Consider the following 17,089-nt stretch of genomic DNA (forward strand, 5'->3'; position numbering starts at 1 on the left):
GTGTCGACCGCCCAATCACGCGAGCCGACCCTCCAAGCACGTGAACCGACCGTCTGGGTACGCGAACCGACTCTCCAGGTACGCGAGTCGGCGTTCTGATCACGCGTGTCGACCGCCCAATCACGCGTGTCGACCCTCCAAGCATGCGAACCGACCGTCTGGGCACGCGAGTCGACTGCCTAGGTACGCGAGTCGACCCTGCAGGCACGCGGGCCGGGTGGTTCAGCTCGACTCGCGGGCCGCCCGGGCCCGGCGCTTGCCCTCGTGCATCGCCAGGACCCGGGCGATCGGGATCGTGTGGCCCTCTGCCACCAGGTCCGCCGGCAGCACGAACGGCTCGGGCATCTCCTCGGTCCAGGCGTCGGGGCCGTCGCCGAGCTGCGCCGCGGCCGTCTGCACCGTGAAGTCGCCCGGCTTCACCCCGTCCAGGTCGGCCCACCGGACCGGGAACGACACCGGCGCGCCCGGCCGGTGGCGCGGGCTGTACACCGACACCACCGTCGCGCCGCCCGCGCGGGTCGAATCCAGGAACACCTTGCCTTCGCGGCGGTCCTTGACGAACTCGGTCGTCCCGAGCGACGGGTCGATGCGCTCGGCGCGGGCCGCGACCGCCCGCGTCGCCGCCGCGATGTCCTCGGTCGACTGGCCCGGTGCCAGCGGCACGAAGACGTGGACGCCCTTGGAACCGCTCGTCTTCACCGCGCCGTCGAGCCCGTCCGCGCGCAGGGCTTCGCGCACCAGCCCCGCGGCCCCGATGGCCAGGGAAAACGGCCCGTCGGCGGGCGGGTCCAGGTCGAGGATCAGGTGGGTCGGGCCGTGGGACGCCTCGCCGCGGTACAGCGACGTGTGGAACTCGATCGCCCGCTGGTTGCCGAACCAGATCAGCGTGCGGAGGTCGTTGCACAGCGCGTACGAAACGTCCCGTTTGGACGCCTCGGCCCACACCGAGACCCGCTCGACCCAGTCCGGCGTGTACTTCGGCAGGTTCTTCTGCATGAACGGGCCCTGCCCGCGCAGCACCCGCAGCACGGTCAGCAGCCGGTCGCGCAGTTCGGGAAGCATCCGGTCGGACACGGCTTCGAGGTAGTCGAGCCACTCCCGCTTGGTCACCCCCGCACCGGAGAAGACCTCCTGGTCGAGACTGCTCAGCTTGACGCCGTGCCGGACCTCGTCGCTGCTGCTCATCGGCCCACCTTCGCGCCCGCGCGCGAAGCGGTCAACTCTCAAAATGGCAGCTGCGAGCGGAGCCGGTCGAGCCAGCGGCCGACGGTCGCTTCCGGCCGGTCCGGGTCGTTGACCTGCCGGGCCGCGTCGGCGCGCTGCCGGACGTGCTCGCCGACCGTCGCCGCGTACGGCGGCAGCACGAAGACGTCCTGCCAGTACCCGGCCCGCATCTCGACGGAGGCGACCTGCTCGTAGCCGGCAGTGGCCCTGGCCGCGTCGAAGCCGTAGCGCTTGCCCACCGGCTGCGGGCCCACGGACGTCACGACGAGCACCGTCGGCCGCCTCCGCATGACGACCTCGGTCGGATCGGCACCGTGGGCGATCTCCGGGTCGTTCAGGCCGATGTAGTCGATCGACGTCCAGCCGCTGTAGTACGGGATCGCGCCGGCGTCGGTGACGGCGACGGTCCGGTCCGCCGCCGGGACGTCGGACTCGGCCAGTGCCTTGCCGATCGGCACGTGGGCGCGCTGCAGGTCCATCCCGTAGTTCGAAATCAGTCCCAGCTCGGGAGAGCTCGTCCCGGCGACGGCCGACCAGCCGACGGCCACCAGCCCGAGCACCGCCCCCACGACCCGCTGGGCCGGCGTCCCCACCGCGATCCCGGCGCCGAGGCAGAGGACGGGGATCGCGTGGTCGGCGAAGCGGTCGAGGTAGTCCATCGTCGGCCCGGACACCGCATACGTCACATACGTGACCGCGACGGTCGCCACCAGGAGCCCGCCCACGGCCCGCGTCGCCTTGCGGAAGACGAGCGAGAGCGTCAGCAGCAGGAGCGGGAGGAGCAGCAGCGTCGTGTGCTTCGTCCAGATCCAGCCGGAGTCCAGGTTGCCGAACTTGACGTAGAAGGTGTTCGGCAGCAGCTGGCCGTAGAAGCGCCACCGCCACCCGAAGTACGCGGCACCGACGACCGCCGCACCCCCGGTCCACCACCAGCGGGCCGCGCCGCGCTCGCGCAGGAACCACAGGGCGACGACCGGCAGCGCGGCCAGCACGCCTTCCGGCCGGAGCATGCCGAGCAGGAGCAGCAGCACCGGTGGCTCCCACGTCCACACCCGCTCGTTCGCGAGCACGCGCAGCCCGAGCACGACGACGCGCAGCAGCACCGCGGCGAACGCGGCGGTCTCGAGCCCGGCGGTGATGTGGAAGTACGTCGGCAGGAACACGACGTACGCGCCGGCCCCGACCAGGACGCCGGTCAGCCCGGCGCGGCGGTGGCCTTCCCGGACCAGCAGGTACAGCGTCCCCAGGCCGAGCAGCAGCGACGTCACCTTGGCGAACAGCGGCAATGCGAGTCCGAGCCACGCGCCGAGTCCCGACCAGACGACCCAGGCGAAGTTCGTGAAGCCCTCGACGCGCGGGCCGTCGACGTTCCAGACCGGGCCGTTGCCGGCCGCGAGGTTCGCCGAGTAGCGGAAGCTGATGAACGCGTCGTCGATGGTGAGGGACCAGGCGGCCCAGGCGCCGGCGAGGAAGACGGCCACGAGGACCACGGAGACCATGACCAGCGGCGTCCGGCGGGAGGTCCTGGTTTCCTCGGGCGCGACGTCGGTCTCGATCGCCGTCATGGCATCCCCTCGGGTGGCGGAGCCGCCACTCTAACGGGGCAAGTCAGACGAGCGGACGTCCGGTGCGCAGGCGGCGGCGCAGGTCCCAGAGGCAGAGGTTGAAGGGGAACCGCCGCACGGTCGCGGGCAGCAGGCGGGTGACCCGGCCGACCGCGGCCAGGAGCGCGTCGAACCGGCGCTGGTCGGCCGCGGTCCAGGGCAGGCGCATCTCGTCGCGGAAGCGCTGCGGGAGGAAGCCCGTCGTGACGAAGCGGTGGAACCGCCGCCCCGGCGCGGCGACGACCGGGTGCAGGAACCGCAGGTCGACGATGTCGGTGAGGTAGCGGCGGACGGTGTCGTCGACGCTGACCTCGGCCAGCCCGGCTGCCCAGTACTCCTCGAAGGCCGCGCGGTCCGCCGGCCACATCTCGGGCCGGACCTGCAACGTCGTGCCGAGCGCGGCGGCCTCGCCGTAGAAGTGCGCCGGCTCGCCGCCGACGAACGCGAGGTAGACGTCCTCGAAGCCCTTGTAGAGGCAGGCCGCGACCCACAGCTGCAGGTCGGTGTCGAAGGCGTTGTAGGCGACCGGGCTTTCGGCGCTCGAGTGCACCTGGGCGTGGGCCTCGTTGACACCACGGCGGTAGGCGGCGCGCTCGGCGTCGGTCCCCATCGTGGCGACGGCGAGGTAGGTGAGGGTGGTCCGCGTCCGTTTCACGGGGTGGCGGAAGAGGTTCCCGCTGTCGACTTTGCTTTCGAGCACGCCGTAGCCGACGGGCGCGCGGGAGAGCTGCATGATCACGTTCGCGCTGCCCGCGAGCAGCCCGGCCCCGACGACAGCGTCCCGGAGAGCAGTCACGCCATCCAGGGAACGACAACTGTTGACGATGTGTCAAGAGCGGTAGTTCGCCCGGGCGAACGCGATCAGCGCCCGCGCCGCCGGGCTCAGCGGGCCGTCGGTGCGCCACGCCAGCGCCAGCACGCCCCGCAGCCCCCGACGCGGTTACCGAAGCCGCGCCTGACGAGAGCGAACTGCCGGGACTCGCGGCGACCAGCGGCAGCCAACGTGATCCGCCAACAGCCGAACAGGCCTTCGGCCAGCGGATCCCCGGCGAGCACCCGCCCAGCGTCAAGAGCGGTAGTTCGCCCGGGCGAACGCGATCAGCGCCCGCGCTGCCGGGCTCAGCGGGCCGTCGGTGCGCCACGCCAGCGCCAGCACGCCCCGCAGCCCGGGCCCGGCGATCGTGACGACCCGCAGCTCCCCCTCGTGGTAGCGGGCCAGTGACTCCGGCACGATCGCCACCCCGAGCCCCCGCGTCGCGAGCTGCACCAGGACGTTCGGGTCGGCCGCCTCGAACGCGATCCGCGGCGTCAGCCCTTCGCGCACGAACGCGGCGTCCAGCGCCGTGCGCAAGCCCGTCCCCTTCGGCAGCGCCATCAGCGGCAGCCCGGCCAGGTCTGCGATCACCACCTCGTCGCGGCCGGCCGGCAGTTCCGTGGTCACCGCGACGAACGGCTCGTCGATCAGCACCTGCGTCGCGATGCCCGGCGGCGGGTCGGTCGACAAACCGACCACCGCCAGGTCGAGCCGGCCTTCGCGCAGAGCCACCAGCATCGTGTCCGAATTGGCTTCGGACAGCGTGATCTCGACCGCCGGGTAGCGATCGTGGAAGCGGGCGAGCAGGTCCGGCAGCTTCACCGGGCCCGCCGACGTCACCGCGCCGATCGCGACCTGGCCGCGGACCAGCCCGGCCAGCTCGTCGACGGCTTCGCGTACCCCCTTCACCGCCGCGAGCGCCGCTCGCGCGTGGGGCAGCGCCGCGGCGCCGACGTCGGTGAGCCGGACCGTGCGGCCCGAGCGGTCGAGGAGCTCCTGCCCCAGCTCGCGCTCCAGCCGCCGGACCTGCGCGCTCACCCCGGGCTGGGCGACGTGCAGCCGGTCCGCCGCGCGCGTGAAGTTGCCTTCCTCGGCGACGGCGACGAAGTACGCGAGCTGGTGCAGTTCCATAAGCGCTGATTCTAGTAGTCAGACAAACCAGATCTTGGACTTCTGACCGGGGCGACCCGAAGCTGGAGACATGCAGACATTCCGACCCGGCCATGACGCTTACGCCGAAGAGATCTCCGGCTTCCAGACGTCCGTGGCCACGCAGCCCGCAGTGGTCGCCGCCGCCGAGACCGCCGACGACGTCGTCGCCGCGGTGAAGTACGCCGCCGAGCACGACCTGACCGTCTCCGTTCAGGCCACCGGACACGGCCTGACCGCCGGCACCGACGGCCTGTTCATCAGCACGCGCCGGATGACCGGCATCGAGATCGACGCCGGGAAGCGGACCGCGCGCGTCGAAGCCGGAGTTCGGTGGGGTGCGGTGATCGAGGCCGCCGCGAACCACGGGCTGGCCCCGCTGAGCGGCTCGTCACCGGACGTCGGCGTCGTCGGCTACACGCTCAGCGGCGGCTTCGGCCTGATGGCACGGCGGTTCGGCCGCGCGGCCGACCACGTGCGCGCGATCGACGTCGTCACCCCCGACGGCGAACTTCGCACGGCGACACCCGGGTCCGACCTGTTCTGGGCCCTGCTCGGTGGCCGCGCCGGCTTCGGCATCGTGACGGCGCTGGAGTTCGACCTGGTCCCGGTGACCGAGCTGTACGGCGGCGGGCTGTACTTCGACGCGGCGGACCTGCCCGCGGTGCTGCGCGCCTGGCGGACGTGGGCGGTGGCCGCGCCCGACGAGCTGACGACGTCGATCGCGGTGGTCGCCTTGCCCGACCTGCCGTTCCTGCCCGCGCCGATCCGCGGGAAGCACGTCGCCAACGTCCGGATCGCCTACCTCGGCGATGACGGCGACCAGCTCGCCGAGCCGCTGCGAACCGCGGCGCCGGTCCTGCTGGACACGCTGAAGCGGTTGCCGTACACGGATTCCGGGTCGATCGCGAGCGACCCACCGCACCCGCACCCCTACCACGGGACCAACGCGACGGTGGAGGCGCTGAACGACGCGATGCTGGCGTCGATCGTCGAGCACGCGGACCCGGAGACGGTGCTGATCATCGACCGGCTCGGCGGCGAACTGGCCCGGCGTGGCACCAGCGGCGTCGGCTGGGACAAGGCGGCGGAGTTCGTCGTACGGGCGCTGTCGGTGGTCGAGGACGGCGTCGACGCGATCAAGAACGCGCACGCGAAGCTGTTCGACGCGCTCGCGCCGTGGTCGACGGGCCGCCTCCTGCCGTTCCTCTACGGCGAGCATTCCGCCGCCGAACTGGCGACGGCCTTCCCCGCCGGGGACCGCGCCCGGCTGAAGCAGCTGAAGGCGAAGTACGACCCGGCGGGGAGGTTCGGCTGAGGCGTCAGCGCTCGAAGACGACGATCGGGATGAGGCGCGTCGTCTTCGTCTCGTACTCGGCGAAGCCCTCGGCGTGCGCGACCATGCCCGCGTAGAGGCGGTCGCGCTCGGCGCGGTCCTCGACCACGGTGGCGGTGGCCTCGAAGGTCTCGGTGCCGACCTCGAGGGTGACCTTCGGGTTGGCGACGAGGTTGTGGAACCAGGCCGGGTTCTTCGGAGCGCCACCCATGGACGCGGCGACGACGAACTTGTCGCCGTCACGGGTGTAGACGAGCGGCGACAGGCGCGCCTGCCCGCTCTTCGCGCCGATCGTGGTGAGGAGCAGCACGTTCTTGCCCTCGAAGTAGTTGCCGACCTTGCCCTCGTTGGCCCGGAACTCCTCGACGACCTGGGTGTTGAAGTCGTTCATGTCGGCTGGCGTAGTCATGGGATCCCCTGTTTCTGGCCGGTACGCTCGTCCGTGCCCCGAGGTACGCTCGGGAGACCGAGAAGCGTTTGCTTTGCAAACAAAGTTACCGACGGGAGGCAGCCGGTGTCAACGCAGGGCGGGTTGAGCCTCGAAGACGGCGTACGCAGGCTCCTGCTGCTGATGCCACGGCTGGTCGGCCGCGCGAAGCGGACCCCGGTCCCCGACGAGCTGGACGGCTGCGCGCTCGCGCCGCGGCACCTGTCGCTGCTGTCGATCCTGCTGTTCGACGGCCCGATGACGGTCACCGAGCTGGCGGGGCGCCTGGAGGTCGCCCCGACGACGGCGAGCCTGATGGTCGGCGACCTGAGCCGGCAGGGCGTGCTGAACCGCGACGAGGACCCGGCGGACCGCCGCCGCACGATCGTGAGCATCACCCCGGAGCGGCGCCCGGCGGTGGACGCGTGGCTGGCGCGCGGTGCGCAGGCGTGGAGCAACGCGCTGGCGCCGTTGACGCCGGCCGAGCGCCAGCTGGTGATCTCGACGCTGGAGGCCTACGAGCACGGCACCTGCGAGGGCCCCGCCTGTTAGCGGCTCAGTCCTCGGAGTTCTTCTCCCGGGCCAGTTTCCGCTGCGCTTCCGCGCGCTCGCGGCACTTGCGGAGGAACTCCTCGTCGTCGTCCGGGCTGCCGGCCGCGAACCGGCCCGGGCGGTCGTACTCCGGGTACGCCGGCGCGGTCCGCTCGTACGGGCCGCGCGCCCGCGTCACCTGCTGCGGCCGCCCCGCGACCAGCCAGATGATCGACCCCACCAGCGGCAGCACCAGCACGACGAGCAGCCACAGCCCCTTCGGCAGGTTGCGGCAGGACGACTCGTCCGTCGTGATCACGTCGACCAGGCAGAAGATCCACAGCCCGAGCGTGACGACGCCGAGCAGACCGTCGAAATACAGCATTTCCCGCGCCTTCCCCCAAGAAGATGAACGCGGTAAGTCTTAGCAGAAGATCACCGGGGCTCAGCCGGGGGTCGCCGCGAGCACGCCGGTCGCGAGCGCGATCGCGTGCGCCGGCCCCGGGCACTCGCGCGGGCCCGCCCCGAACGGCGTTCCGGCCAGCGGCACCAGGACGTCCTCGCCGCGCACCCGGCGCCGCGTGTGCGACACCGGCGGGTCCGCGCGCAGCACTTCCGCCACCGCCTCCTCGGGCGGCTTTCCCGCCCGCACCAACGGAACCGCGTTGCGGATCAGTCCGGCGGTGGCCTCGCAGGCCTGGATCAGCAGGCCGATCCGCGCCGCCGTGAGCTCGGTCGGGCCGCCGCACGCCGCGACTAGCCGGCCCAGCGCGGCTTCGGCGTCCGCGGACGGCGGCACGTGCGGGTGGTAGGCGGCCGCGGCCGTCACGACGTCCGACGCCGCCACCGGCAGGCCCAGCTCCCCCGCCAGCACCCCGACGACGACCAGGCGGGGGTCGCCGCCGGCCGCGTCGAAAGCTTTGCGCCGCAACACTTCCGGCTCGACCTCGGCGAGGAGGTCCACGGCCAGCGCGCGCCGCCGGTCGTGGTCGGCACCGTTGCTGAAGCGGGCCACGGAAGCCCGCAGCCAGGCGATGCTTGCCGGTGGAACGTCAGTGGGCACCGGCGGAACCGGAGCGGCGAGCGAAGTCATGCCGTGAAGGTAGCCACGGGAAACGTCGGCGGCGGCCGAAGTGATCAGAGCAGCGACGCCGGGAACCACGTCGCCTGCGGCCCGCCGCAGCGGGTGGTGCGCGGGACGGCGTGCTGGAACCACCACGCCTCGGTGACGCGGCCGTCCGGCAGCCGGTACGTCGGCGGCCCGGCGACGCGGGCGAGGCCGGCAGCCAGCAGCGACCGCGCGCTCGCGACGTTGCCGACCTCGGCGCCGGCCCGCACGCCCGGCAGGCCCAGGTGCTCGTGCGCCAGCGTCAGCCCGGCCGCGAAGAGCACCCTGCCGTTGCCGCGGCCGCGGTAGTCCGGCGCGAGGTAGCCGCCGGTCTCCGGGCCGCCGTCCTCGCCGGTGTGCACGCTCACCAGGCCGACGCACCGGTTGGCCTCGACGTCGATCATCACCAGGTCGATCGACTGCGGATCGGGCGACACCCAGTCCGGTCCGGTCCCGGGCACAACGCGCAGCGCATCGGCCCGCGCGGACTTGGCGACGATCGAGTCCGGCTGCCAGCCGAGCCAGCGCTGGGCGGCCGGGTCACTACCGCAGGCAACCGCGGCGGCGTACTCCCACGCGGTCGGCGTCCGGAAGAGGAAACGCCCCGCACGCAGCACGTGGCCCTGCCGGTCGCAGGTCCGTTTGGTCATCAGACGGCCGCGGCGGGTGAGCCGGTCGAAGATCCCCTTGGTGGCTGGCAGCATCGCGGCGAAATCGTAGCGGAGCGATCGGCTCGGGAGGCGTCATCTCGGTCGCTGCCCGGCCGAATCGCGCCCTCGGACGCGTAACGCGGCTCGCACGACCGCCGACTCCCGCGAGTACCTCCGAAGAAAGGCGGTCCGCGTGGGCCTCATCCGGAAGTCCCTCATGATCGGCACGGCCGGGCTCGTGCGGGGCAGTAGCAAGAAGCAGCGTGTCGCCAAGAAATCGCTGCGTGAGCTGCAGACGCAGACCCGGCTCCAGCGACAGGCACTCGCCCAGCAGGGCGAGGCGCCCGCCGCGCAGCCTGCCGCGCCCACCGGGCCACCGGCCGGCTGGTACCCGTCGCCCCAGCGGCCCAGCGCGACGCAGTGGTGGGACGGATCCCGGTGGACGGAGCACTTCAAGACGGCCGGCTAGGCCCCGGGCCGGTGAGCCGGTCGAAGATCCCCTTGGTGGCTGGCAGCATCGCGGCGAAATCGTAGCGGAGCGATCGGCTCGGGAGGCGTTATTGTGGCCCGATGACGGCCGTACCCGAGGCAACCGAACTGGACGGCTCCGGCCGGGCGGCCCAGCCTCGCCAGCTCATCGTGACGGTGTACGGCCTCTATTCGCGCACCGAGGGCGGCTGGCTCTCGGTCGCTTCGCTGATCGACCTGCTGGCCGCCGTCGGTGTCGACGAGCCCGCCGTGCGCTCGTCGATCTCCCGGCTGAAGCGGCGCGGGATCCTCGAAGCGGTGCGCCGGGGCGCGACGGCCGGGTACGAGCTGTCCGACGACGCTCGCGAGATCCTGCGCGAGGGCGACGAGCGGATCTTCCGCCGCGGGCGCGCGACCGCGGCCGACGGCTGGCTGCTCGCGGTGTTCTCGGTGCCGGAGACCGAGCGGCACAAACGCCACCTCCTGCGCACCCAGCTCGCCCGGATGGGCTTCGGCACCGCCGCATCCGGCGTCTGGATCGCCCCGGCGCACCTGCACGCGGCGACCGCCGAGGCCCTGACCCGGCTCGGCCTGGCCGGGTACGCCGACCTGTTCCGCGCCGACCACCTGGCCTTCGGCGACGTCCGCGCGAAGGTCCGCGACTGGTGGGACCTCGACCGGCTCGACGAGCTGTACACGACGTTCCTCGACGAGCACGGCCCGGCACTGCGCCGCAAGTCCGTGACCGACGAGCAGGCCTTCGCCGACTACGTCCGGGTGCTGACCGGCTGGCGGCGGATGCCCTACCTCGACCCGGGCCTGCCCGCGGAGTTCCTGCCCCGCGACTGGTCGGGGATCCGCGCGGCGGAGCTGTTCTTCGAGCTGCACGCCCAGCTGGAGGACCCGGCCCGGGCGTACGTCTCGAAGTCGATCACCTTCGGCTGACGACGGCGAAGCCCTGCACCTCGACGAGGGCCTCTTCGTCCCAGAGCCGGTCGACGCCGATGCCGGCCATCGCCGGGTACTCCGTGCCCGCCAACCTGCGCCAGACCGCGCCGATCTCGCGCGCGTGCGTCCGGTAGTCCGCCATGTCGACGATGTAGATCGTCACGCTGCAGAGGTCCTCCGGGGAACCGCCCGCCGCACGCAGGGACGTCAGCAGGTTGCCGAGCGCGCGCTCGAACTGCTCGACCACGCCGTCGCCGACGATCTTGTTCGACGCGTCCAGCGCCGTCTGCCCGGCGAGGAAGACCACGCGCCCTTCGGCCACCACCGCGTGCGAGAACCCGGACGGCTTGCCCAGCTCCGGCGGGTTGATGCGTTCCATGCGGGACACCGTACGCCATCTTTCGCGTTATTGACGGTCGTAGTGGTGACGACATACCCTGGACGGCGTGCGTATCGCGGTCATCGGTGGCGGCCCGGCGGGTCTGTACTTCGCCGCGCTGGCGAAACAGCTCGGCCCCGGACACGAGATCACCGTCTGGGAGCGCAACGCGCCGGATGACACGTTCGGCTTCGGCGTCGTCTTCTCCGACGAGACGCTCGGCGGCATCGAGCACGCCGACGCGGCGGTGCACGAAGCGATGCGCGCCGAGTTCGCGCGCTGGGACGACATCGACGTCCACTACCGCGGCACGGTCACCACCTCGGGCGGCCACGGCTTCGCCGCGATGAGCCGCAAGCGCTTGCTCGGCATCCTCCAGAGCCGCTGCGCCGAACTCGGCGTCGGCCTCCACTTCCGCGAAGAGGCCCCGGCGGACCTCGACGGCTACGACCTGGTCATCGCCGCCGACGGCGTCAATTCACCGACGCGCGCCAAGTACGCCGAGACGTTCCGGCCGAGCATCGAGACGCGCCGGTGCCGCTACATCTGGCTGGGCACGGACCTCGTGTTCGACGCCTTCAAGTTCTACGTCCTCGAGACGCCCGCCGGGATCATGCAGATCCACGGCTACCCCTACGGCCGCGACGGCAGCACGTTCATCCTCGAGGTGCAGGAAGACGTCTGGCAGCGGACGTTCGGGCCGATCGCGGCCACCGCGCTCAAGCCGGGCGAGAGCGACGAGAAGTCGATCGCGCTGATCCGCGAGCTGTGTGCCGACGTCCTCGGTGGGCACAAGATCATGGCGAACAACTCCAAGTGGGTCTCGTTCGGCACCGTCCGCTGCGAGACGTGGGTGCACGGCAACGTCGTCCTCCTCGGCGACGCCGCGCACACCGCGCACTTCTCGATCGGCTCCGGCACGAAGCTGGCGATGGAAGACGCGCTCGCGCTGGCCGCCTGCCTGCACGAAAACGAAGGCGTCGCCGAGGCGCTCAAGGCGTACGAGCTGGAACGGCGGCCGGTCGTCCAGTCGACGCAGCGTGCCGCGCAGGCGAGCCTGGAGTGGTTCGAGAACATCGCGCAGTACGCCCACCAGGAGCCACCGCAGTTCGCGTTCAACATCCTCACGCGCAGCCGCCGCGTCACCTACGACAACCTCCGCCTGCGCGATCGGGAGTTCGCGACCGAGCTGGACCACTGGTTCGCGACGTCGCTCGGGACGACGTCACGGCCGCCGATGTTCCAGCCGTTCAAGCTCGGCGAACTGGAGCTGCCCAACCGGGTCGTCGTTTCGCCGATGGACATGTACTCGGCGGCCGACGGCGTGCCCGGCGACTTCCACCTGGTGCACCTGGGCAGCAAGGCCCTCGGCGGCGCCGGGCTGGTGATGACCGAGATGGTCTGCGTCTCGCCCGAAGGCCGGATCACGCCCGGCTGCGGCGGTCTCTACACGGCCGAGCAGGAAGCGGGCTGGAAGCGGGTTGTCGACTTCGTGCACGCGCAGTCGCCCGCGCGCATCGGTGTCCAACTGGGACACTCGGGCCGCAAGGGCTCGACGAAGCTCATGTGGGACGGCATCGACGAACCCCTTCCCGAAGACAACTGGGAAGTCTGCGCTCCTTCCGCGCTGGCGTACTCCGACCGCAACCAGATCCCGCGCGAACTGTCCACTTCGGACATGGCGACGATCCGCGACGAGTTCGTCGCGTGCGCGCACGCGGCCGCCCGCGCCGGCTTCGACGTCCTCGAACTGCACTGCGCGCACGGCTATCTGCTGTCGTCGTTCCTCTCTCCGCTGACCAACCGGCGCACTGACGACTACGGCGGCTCACTGGAGAACCGGCTGCGGTTCCCGCTCGAAGTATTCGACGCGGTCCGCGCGGCCTGGCCCGCCGAGCGCCCGATGACCGTCCGGATCTCGGCGACCGACTGGGCGGACGGCGGCATCGACGCGGACGACTCCGTCGAAATCGCCCGCGCCTTCGCCGCCCACGGCGCGGCGGGCATCGACGTCTCGACCGGCCAGGTCGTCTGCGACGAGAAGCCGCAGTACGGCCGCAGCTACCAGACGCCGTACGCGGACCGGATCCGCAACGAGATCGGCGAGGAGTACGGCATCGCGGTGATCGCCGTCGGCGCGATCTCCTCCTACGACGACGTCAACTCGCTGATCCTGGCCGGCCGCGCGGATCTCTGCGCCCTGGGCCGCACGCACCTCTATGATCCACAGTGGACACTGCACGCGGCAGCCGAACAGGGGTACGCGATGCCGTGGCCGAAACCGTTCGCTGCGGGCAGCCGGAAACCGCAGTCCGGGCGCACCGACGGCCCGGAGCCGCGGCTCGACCTCGTCCGGTCGGGGCCGACCGGCACCGCCCACGCACGCTGGCGACCGGGAGCCCCCGCATGACCTTCGCCCTCGACCCCGGCCAGCAGGCCTTCGCCGCGGAAGTCCGGCGGCTGGCCGAAGACCGGCTGCGCCCGCTCGCCGAGTCCGGTGTGGAGGGTGCGGTGAACCGGCCGCTGCTCAAGGAGATGGGCGCGCTCGGCATGCTCGCGCGGCTCTTCCCCGGCGTCGCCGAGGGAAAGCCGTCTCGCCAGGCGGCCGCGACGGACCTGTGCATCCTGCGCGAGAACCTCGCCACGGTGAACACCGAAGCCGAGACGGCCTTGGCGTTGCAGGGACTGGGAAGTTACCCGGTCCTCCAGTCCGGACAGGACGATCAGGTCGCGAAGTGGCTGCCCGCGGTGGCCACCGGCGACGCGGTGGCGGCGTTCGCGCTGACCGAGCCGGACGCCGGTTCGGACGCGGCCGCGCTGTCCCTGGCGGCGGAGCCCGACGGTGACGGCTGGCGCCTGACCGGCGAGAAGATGTGGATCTCGAACGCGCCGGAAGCCGATTTCTACACGGTCTTCGCGCGCACCACGCAAGGCGCGGGGTCGCGTGGCGTCAGCGCGTTCGTCGTCCCCGCCGACCGGCCGGGGCTCGGCGGCGAGCACCTCGACCTGGTGAGCCCGCACCCGATCGGCACGGTCACGTTCGACGGCGTCGAGGTCCGCCGCGAGGAACTGCTCGGCGAAGAGAACCGCGGCTTCGCGGTGGCGATGCGGACGCTCGACCTGTTCCGCCCGAGCGTCGGCGCGTTCGCCGTCGGGATGGCGCAGGCGGCGCTCGACGCCACTGTGGACTACACCGGGCAGCGGGAAGCCTTTGGTGGCCCGCTGATCAAGCAGCAGGCCGTCGCCCATGCGCTCGCCGAGATGGCCACCCGCACCGAAGCCGCGCGGCTCCTGGTCTACGCGGCCGCGGGTGCCTACGACGCGGGCGAGCAGAACCTCGGCGGCCGCGCGGCGATGGCGAAGCTGTTCGCCACGGAAGCCGCGCAGTTCGTCGTCGACTCCGCGGTCCAGCTGCACGGCGCCCGCGCCTTGCGCCGCGGGCACCTGCTCGAACACCTCTACCGCGAAGTCCGCGCCCCGCGCATCTACGAAGGCGCGTCGGAGATCCAGCGGACGATCATCGCGCGATGGCTGGCTTCGGCTTCCGGTCCAGCCACCACTGGCTGAGCAGCAGCAGGGTGAGCACGCTCATCGTGCCCGCCAGCGTCGAAGCGGCTTGGAAGAGCGCGGCCTGGTCGGGGTAGTGCGGGCCGAGCGCGATGAACGCGATCGGCGCGTAAACCCGGCTGAGCAACGTGTTCATGGTCATCGCGAAGCTGCGGATCATCCACCGCCGGTGATCGGCGTACCGGCGCTGCCGGGTCGCGCGGAAGCCGGCGATGGTGAACCCGAGCCACAGCAGCGCCGCGACGACGTTCAGCACCCCGGCCGCCGGGCCGAACGGGCTGAACAGGGCGATGGTCAGCGCCATGAGCGCGGACGGGATCGCGCCGCCGAAGACGTAGACGCGGCCGATGCGGCGGTGGGCGACCGGGTGCGTGCGCCGCAGCCACGGCCAGACCTGCAGGATGACGCCGACGATGGCGATCGTGCCGAAGAGGATGTGCCCGACGAGGAACCAGTAGTGCGCGGCGAACCCCGGCGGCGCGGGGACGCGGGACTGCGCGGGGTCCAGCGTGAGGTACGGCGGCACCGAGTAGGCGAGGAAGACGGCGACCAGCAGGGCCAGGGGCGCCATCCACGGCCGCCGCCACCACGTCTTGCCCGGTCTCGCGTCCGGCAGGGTGGTCGTCATCGCACACCGGCCGGCTTGCGCGCGGGGCGGCGCTCCAGGATCAGCTGGCTGACGACCAGCGCGAAGAAGAGCCCACCCCAGGAAGAAAGGGCGCCGACGCTCTGGCTGTAGGCGAGCTCGCTGCCGCCGAAGGTGGTCGGGATCTGCGGTTCCAGCACGATCATCGCGATCGGCGAGATCACCCGGTTGACGATGATCGAGAAGGTCAGCGTCACACTGCGGATCATCCACTTGCGGTGATCGCCGAAGCGGCGCTCCCGCACGGCCCGCCAGCCGGCGATGGTGCACCCGATCCACAGCACCGCGGCGAGGACGTCGCTGACGCGCGTCACCGGGCCGAACGGGCTCTGCGACCCGATGGTGAGGGCCATCAGCCCGGAGGGCAGCACGCCGGCGAAGACGTATGCGCGGCCGGCGTAGCGGTGGACCACGGGGTGCGTCCGGCGCAGCCACGGCCAGATCTGCAGGACGGCGCCGATCATCGCGACCGAACCGAAGACGACGTGCCCGACGAGGAACCAGTAGTGCGCCGGGAACCCCTCGGGCGCGGGCACCCGCGACTGGGCGGGGTCGAGGGCCAGGTAGGGCGGCAGCGAGAAGGAGAGGAAGGCGAGCACGACGAGGGCCAGCGGGCCGATCCACGGCCGTCGCCACCAGGCCGTCGTGGCCTCGGCCGCCGTGGGCGGGATGGGTTTGGGCGCTGTCCGGACCGCCATGGTTCCCCCTGTCAGTCGTTTCGGGATCTTGCCCGTCCGACGTTAGGGGTGCTCAGGGGTGGCCAACCATGGTGCGCACCACCGACGCGGGGGTGGGGTGTACCCCACCCCCGACCGGGTGACTCAGCTGCCGCGGACCCGCCGCACCGTGTCGCGGTAGAAGTAGCCGCTCTGCTTGATCGTGCGCTCCTGCGTCTCGTAGTCCACGCGGATCAGGCCGAACCGCTTCGCGTACCCGTAGGCCCACTCGAAGTTGTCCAAAAGGGACCATGCGAAGTACCCGCGCACGTCGGCGCCCGCGTTGCGCGCCGCCGCCACCGCGGCGATGTGCGAGGCCAGGTACGCCGTGCGCTGCTCGTCGCGGACGAAGCCCGACGAGTCCGGGTCGTCGTCGAACGCCGAGCCGTTCTCCGTGATGTACATCGGCAGGCCCGGGTAGTCGCGCCCGAGCCGGGTCAGCAGCTCCGTGAACTTGTCCGGCAGGATCTCCCAGCCCATCGCCGTCGTCGGCTCGCCGAACGGGATCGTCCGGGACGTCGGCACGCCGTCGTCGTCGACCGCGCGGCCGGTCTCGTCCACGCCCGAGAACTGCTGGCCGAAGTAGTAGTTCACGCCCAGGAAGTCCAGCGGGGTCGAGATCACCGCCAGGTCGCCGTCCTGGATCGGCAGCTTGACGCCCCGGGCGGCCAGGTCCTCGACCACGTCGGCCGGGTACTCGCCGCGCACCAGCGGGTCCAGGTAGACCCGGACGCCGAGGCCGTCGGCCTGCCGCGCCGCGCGGACGTCCTCTTCCGAGTCCGTCGCCGGGTCGGCCGTGCACATGTTGAGCGTGATGCCGAACTCCGTGTCCGGCGGGGCCGCCTCGCGCATCCGCTGCGTCGCGAGACCGTGGCCCAGCAGCAGGTGGTGCACCGCGTGCAGCCCGGCCGCGTAGTCCCGCCGCCCCGGCGCCATCACGCCGTGCACGTACCCGTGCATCGCCGAGCACCACGGCTCGTTCAGCGTGGTCCAGTGGCGCACCCGGTCCTTGAGCCGGTCGAACACCAGCATCGCGTAGTCCGCGAACCGGTACGCCGTGTCGCGCGCCGGCCAGCCGCCCGCGTCCTCCAGCTCCTGCGGCAGGTCCCAGTGGTACAGCGTCAGCCACGGCGCGATGCCCTTGCCGAGCGTCTCGTCGACCAGCCGGTCGTAGAACCCGATGCCCGCCTCGTTGACGCCGCCGCGCCCGCGCGGCTGGACCCGGGGCCACGCCACGGAAAACCGGTAGGTGTCCGCACCGAGCTCGTTCACCAGCTCGATGTCCGCCGGCATCCGGTGGTAGTGGTCGCACGCCACTTCACCGGTGTCGTTGTTGTCGATCGCCCACGGGACCTGGCAGAAAGTGTCCCAAATGGACGGAGTGCGCCCGTCTTCCGCGATCGCGCCTTCGATCTGGTACGCGGCGGTCGCCACGCCCCAGCGGAAGTCCGGCGGCAGCGTGTCGATCAGCGCCTGCTGTTCGGCGGTCGCGGCTGTGGTCTCGGTCAAGGCGGGTCTCCTC

At 71.8% G+C, this 17,089-nt stretch carries 18 protein-coding genes; 6 read left to right on the forward strand and 12 right to left on the reverse strand.

Annotation, left to right across the window (positions count from 1 at the left end):
- Nucleotides 1-222: 222 nt before the first annotated feature.
- From QSK39_RS06495 to QSK39_RS06510, 4 genes are all read right to left on the reverse strand, one after another.
- Nucleotides 223-1,185 (reverse strand): DNA polymerase domain-containing protein, encoded by a 963-nt coding sequence (locus QSK39_RS06495; protein WP_285476728.1) that lies wholly within the window; start codon nucleotides 1,183-1,185, stop codon nucleotides 223-225.
- A gap of 38 nt (nucleotides 1,186-1,223) precedes the next feature.
- Nucleotides 1,224-2,789, reverse strand: coding sequence for a DUF8728 domain-containing protein (locus tag QSK39_RS06500; protein ID WP_285476729.1), 1,566 nt, complete (start codon nucleotides 2,787-2,789; stop codon nucleotides 1,224-1,226).
- 43 nt (nucleotides 2,790-2,832) lie between these two features.
- Nucleotides 2,833-3,624: an oxygenase MpaB family protein gene (locus tag QSK39_RS06505; protein ID WP_285476730.1), complete on the reverse strand. Its 792-nt coding sequence runs from the start codon at nucleotides 3,622-3,624 to the stop codon at nucleotides 2,833-2,835.
- A gap of 270 nt (nucleotides 3,625-3,894) precedes the next feature.
- The gene (locus QSK39_RS06510; protein ID WP_285476731.1) at nucleotides 3,895-4,773 is read right to left on the reverse strand and encodes a LysR family transcriptional regulator; all 879 of its coding nucleotides are present in this window, start codon (nucleotides 4,771-4,773) and stop codon (nucleotides 3,895-3,897) included.
- A 70-nt stretch (nucleotides 4,774-4,843) separates the two neighbouring features.
- On the opposite strand from QSK39_RS06510, the gene QSK39_RS06515 reads away from it, so the two are divergent.
- Nucleotides 4,844-6,109: an FAD-binding oxidoreductase gene (locus tag QSK39_RS06515; protein WP_285476732.1), complete on the forward strand. Its 1,266-nt coding sequence runs from the start codon at nucleotides 4,844-4,846 to the stop codon at nucleotides 6,107-6,109.
- Between the two features lie 4 nt (nucleotides 6,110-6,113).
- Here the strand turns inward: QSK39_RS06515 and QSK39_RS06520 are convergent, their stop codons facing one another.
- Nucleotides 6,114-6,536: a nitroreductase family deazaflavin-dependent oxidoreductase gene (locus tag QSK39_RS06520; RefSeq protein WP_285476733.1), complete on the reverse strand. Its 423-nt coding sequence runs from the start codon at nucleotides 6,534-6,536 to the stop codon at nucleotides 6,114-6,116.
- Nucleotides 6,537-6,641: 105 nt separating this feature from the next.
- Here QSK39_RS06520 and QSK39_RS06525 point away from each other — a divergent pair, with 105 nt between their 5' ends.
- A complete protein-coding gene (locus QSK39_RS06525; protein ID WP_284742892.1) occupies nucleotides 6,642-7,106 on the forward strand; it encodes a MarR family winged helix-turn-helix transcriptional regulator in 465 nt (154 codons plus the stop codon).
- A gap of 4 nt (nucleotides 7,107-7,110) precedes the next feature.
- Here the strand turns inward: QSK39_RS06525 and QSK39_RS06530 are convergent, their stop codons facing one another.
- From QSK39_RS06530 to QSK39_RS06540, 3 genes are read right to left on the reverse strand one after another with little or no spacing between them, the layout of a single operon-like run.
- Nucleotides 7,111-7,470, reverse strand: a complete 360-nt coding sequence (locus QSK39_RS06530; protein ID WP_285476734.1) for a PLDc N-terminal domain-containing protein — start codon at nucleotides 7,468-7,470, stop codon at nucleotides 7,111-7,113.
- Nucleotides 7,471-7,530: 60 nt separating this feature from the next.
- Nucleotides 7,531-8,178 (reverse strand): cytochrome P450 family protein, encoded by a 648-nt coding sequence (locus tag QSK39_RS06535; protein WP_285476735.1) that lies wholly within the window; start codon nucleotides 8,176-8,178, stop codon nucleotides 7,531-7,533.
- 44 nt (nucleotides 8,179-8,222) lie between these two features.
- Nucleotides 8,223-8,897: a GNAT family N-acetyltransferase gene (locus QSK39_RS06540; RefSeq protein ID WP_284742895.1), complete on the reverse strand. Its 675-nt coding sequence runs from the start codon at nucleotides 8,895-8,897 to the stop codon at nucleotides 8,223-8,225.
- Nucleotides 8,898-9,036: 139 nt separating this feature from the next.
- On the opposite strand from QSK39_RS06540, the gene QSK39_RS06545 reads away from it, so the two are divergent.
- Nucleotides 9,037-9,312 carry a DUF2510 domain-containing protein gene (locus QSK39_RS06545; RefSeq protein ID WP_285476736.1) on the forward strand — a complete coding sequence of 92 codons (276 nt, stop codon included), beginning with the start codon at nucleotides 9,037-9,039 and terminating at the stop codon, nucleotides 9,310-9,312.
- Between the two features lie 101 nt (nucleotides 9,313-9,413).
- Nucleotides 9,414-10,256 carry a PaaX family transcriptional regulator gene (locus QSK39_RS06550; RefSeq protein ID WP_285476737.1) on the forward strand — a complete coding sequence of 281 codons (843 nt, stop codon included), beginning with the start codon at nucleotides 9,414-9,416 and terminating at the stop codon, nucleotides 10,254-10,256.
- Here QSK39_RS06550 and QSK39_RS06555 read toward each other — a convergent pair.
- Nucleotides 10,243-10,638: a RidA family protein gene (locus tag QSK39_RS06555; RefSeq protein WP_285476738.1), complete on the reverse strand. Its 396-nt coding sequence runs from the start codon at nucleotides 10,636-10,638 to the stop codon at nucleotides 10,243-10,245. The two genes, QSK39_RS06550 and QSK39_RS06555, sit on opposite strands and share 14 nt — an antisense overlap.
- A gap of 67 nt (nucleotides 10,639-10,705) precedes the next feature.
- On the opposite strand from QSK39_RS06555, the gene QSK39_RS06560 reads away from it, so the two are divergent.
- Nucleotides 10,706-13,048 (forward strand): bifunctional salicylyl-CoA 5-hydroxylase/oxidoreductase, encoded by a 2,343-nt coding sequence (locus QSK39_RS06560; RefSeq protein ID WP_285476739.1) that lies wholly within the window; start codon nucleotides 10,706-10,708, stop codon nucleotides 13,046-13,048.
- Nucleotides 13,045-14,205, forward strand: coding sequence for an acyl-CoA dehydrogenase family protein (locus tag QSK39_RS06565; RefSeq protein ID WP_285476740.1), 1,161 nt, complete (start codon nucleotides 13,045-13,047; stop codon nucleotides 14,203-14,205). The genes QSK39_RS06560 and QSK39_RS06565 overlap by 4 nt, the downstream gene beginning before the upstream one ends.
- Here the strand turns inward: QSK39_RS06565 and QSK39_RS06570 are convergent.
- The 3 genes from QSK39_RS06570 to QSK39_RS06580 form a co-directional block, all read right to left on the reverse strand.
- Entirely contained in the window at nucleotides 14,156-14,776 is a 621-nt protein-coding gene (locus tag QSK39_RS06570; RefSeq protein ID WP_285477948.1) for a DUF2306 domain-containing protein, read from the reverse strand. The genes QSK39_RS06565 and QSK39_RS06570 overlap by 50 nt on opposite strands.
- Nucleotides 14,777-14,829: 53 nt before the next feature.
- The gene (locus QSK39_RS06575) at nucleotides 14,830-15,549 is read right to left on the reverse strand and encodes a DUF2306 domain-containing protein (protein WP_353051036.1); all 720 of its coding nucleotides are present in this window, start codon (nucleotides 15,547-15,549) and stop codon (nucleotides 14,830-14,832) included.
- Nucleotides 15,550-15,672: 123 nt separating this feature from the next.
- The gene (locus QSK39_RS06580; RefSeq protein WP_285476741.1) at nucleotides 15,673-17,076 is read right to left on the reverse strand and encodes a GH1 family beta-glucosidase; all 1,404 of its coding nucleotides are present in this window, start codon (nucleotides 17,074-17,076) and stop codon (nucleotides 15,673-15,675) included.
- Between the last annotated feature and the right edge of the window lie 13 nt (nucleotides 17,077-17,089).

It is taken from the genome of Amycolatopsis sp. NBRC 101858, from assembly GCF_030269325.1.
In the GTDB taxonomy this organism is placed as follows: Bacteria; Actinomycetota; Actinomycetes; order Mycobacteriales; family Pseudonocardiaceae; genus Amycolatopsis; species Amycolatopsis ponsaeliensis.

Excerpts from the sequence above, each read along its gene's own strand:
- QSK39_RS06495 (WP_285476728.1), bottom strand. The coding sequence starts at position 1,185 with ATGAGCAGCAGCGACGAGGTCCGGCACGGCGTCAAGCTGAGCAGTCTC.
- QSK39_RS06500 (WP_285476729.1), bottom strand. The coding sequence starts at position 2,789 with ATGACGGCGATCGAGACCGACGTCGCGCCCGAGGAAACCAGGACCTCC.
- QSK39_RS06510 (WP_285476731.1), bottom strand. The coding sequence starts at position 4,773 with ATGGAACTGCACCAGCTCGCGTACTTCGTCGCCGTCGCCGAGGAAGGC.
- QSK39_RS06515 (WP_285476732.1), top strand. The coding sequence starts at position 4,844 with ATGCAGACATTCCGACCCGGCCATGACGCTTACGCCGAAGAGATCTCC.
- QSK39_RS06520 (WP_285476733.1), bottom strand. The coding sequence starts at position 6,536 with ATGACTACGCCAGCCGACATGAACGACTTCAACACCCAGGTCGTCGAG.
- QSK39_RS06530 (WP_285476734.1), bottom strand. The coding sequence starts at position 7,470 with ATGCTGTATTTCGACGGTCTGCTCGGCGTCGTCACGCTCGGGCTGTGG.
- QSK39_RS06535 (WP_285476735.1), bottom strand. The coding sequence starts at position 8,178 with ATGACTTCGCTCGCCGCTCCGGTTCCGCCGGTGCCCACTGACGTTCCA.
- QSK39_RS06540 (WP_284742895.1), bottom strand. The coding sequence starts at position 8,897 with ATGCTGCCAGCCACCAAGGGGATCTTCGACCGGCTCACCCGCCGCGGC.
- QSK39_RS06550 (WP_285476737.1), top strand. The coding sequence starts at position 9,414 with ATGACGGCCGTACCCGAGGCAACCGAACTGGACGGCTCCGGCCGGGCG.
- QSK39_RS06555 (WP_285476738.1), bottom strand. The coding sequence starts at position 10,638 with ATGGAACGCATCAACCCGCCGGAGCTGGGCAAGCCGTCCGGGTTCTCG.
- QSK39_RS06565 (WP_285476740.1), top strand. The coding sequence starts at position 13,045 with ATGACCTTCGCCCTCGACCCCGGCCAGCAGGCCTTCGCCGCGGAAGTC.
- QSK39_RS06570 (WP_285477948.1), bottom strand. The coding sequence starts at position 14,776 with ATGGCGCCCCTGGCCCTGCTGGTCGCCGTCTTCCTCGCCTACTCGGTG.
- QSK39_RS06575 (WP_353051036.1), bottom strand. The coding sequence starts at position 15,549 with ATGGCGGTCCGGACAGCGCCCAAACCCATCCCGCCCACGGCGGCCGAG.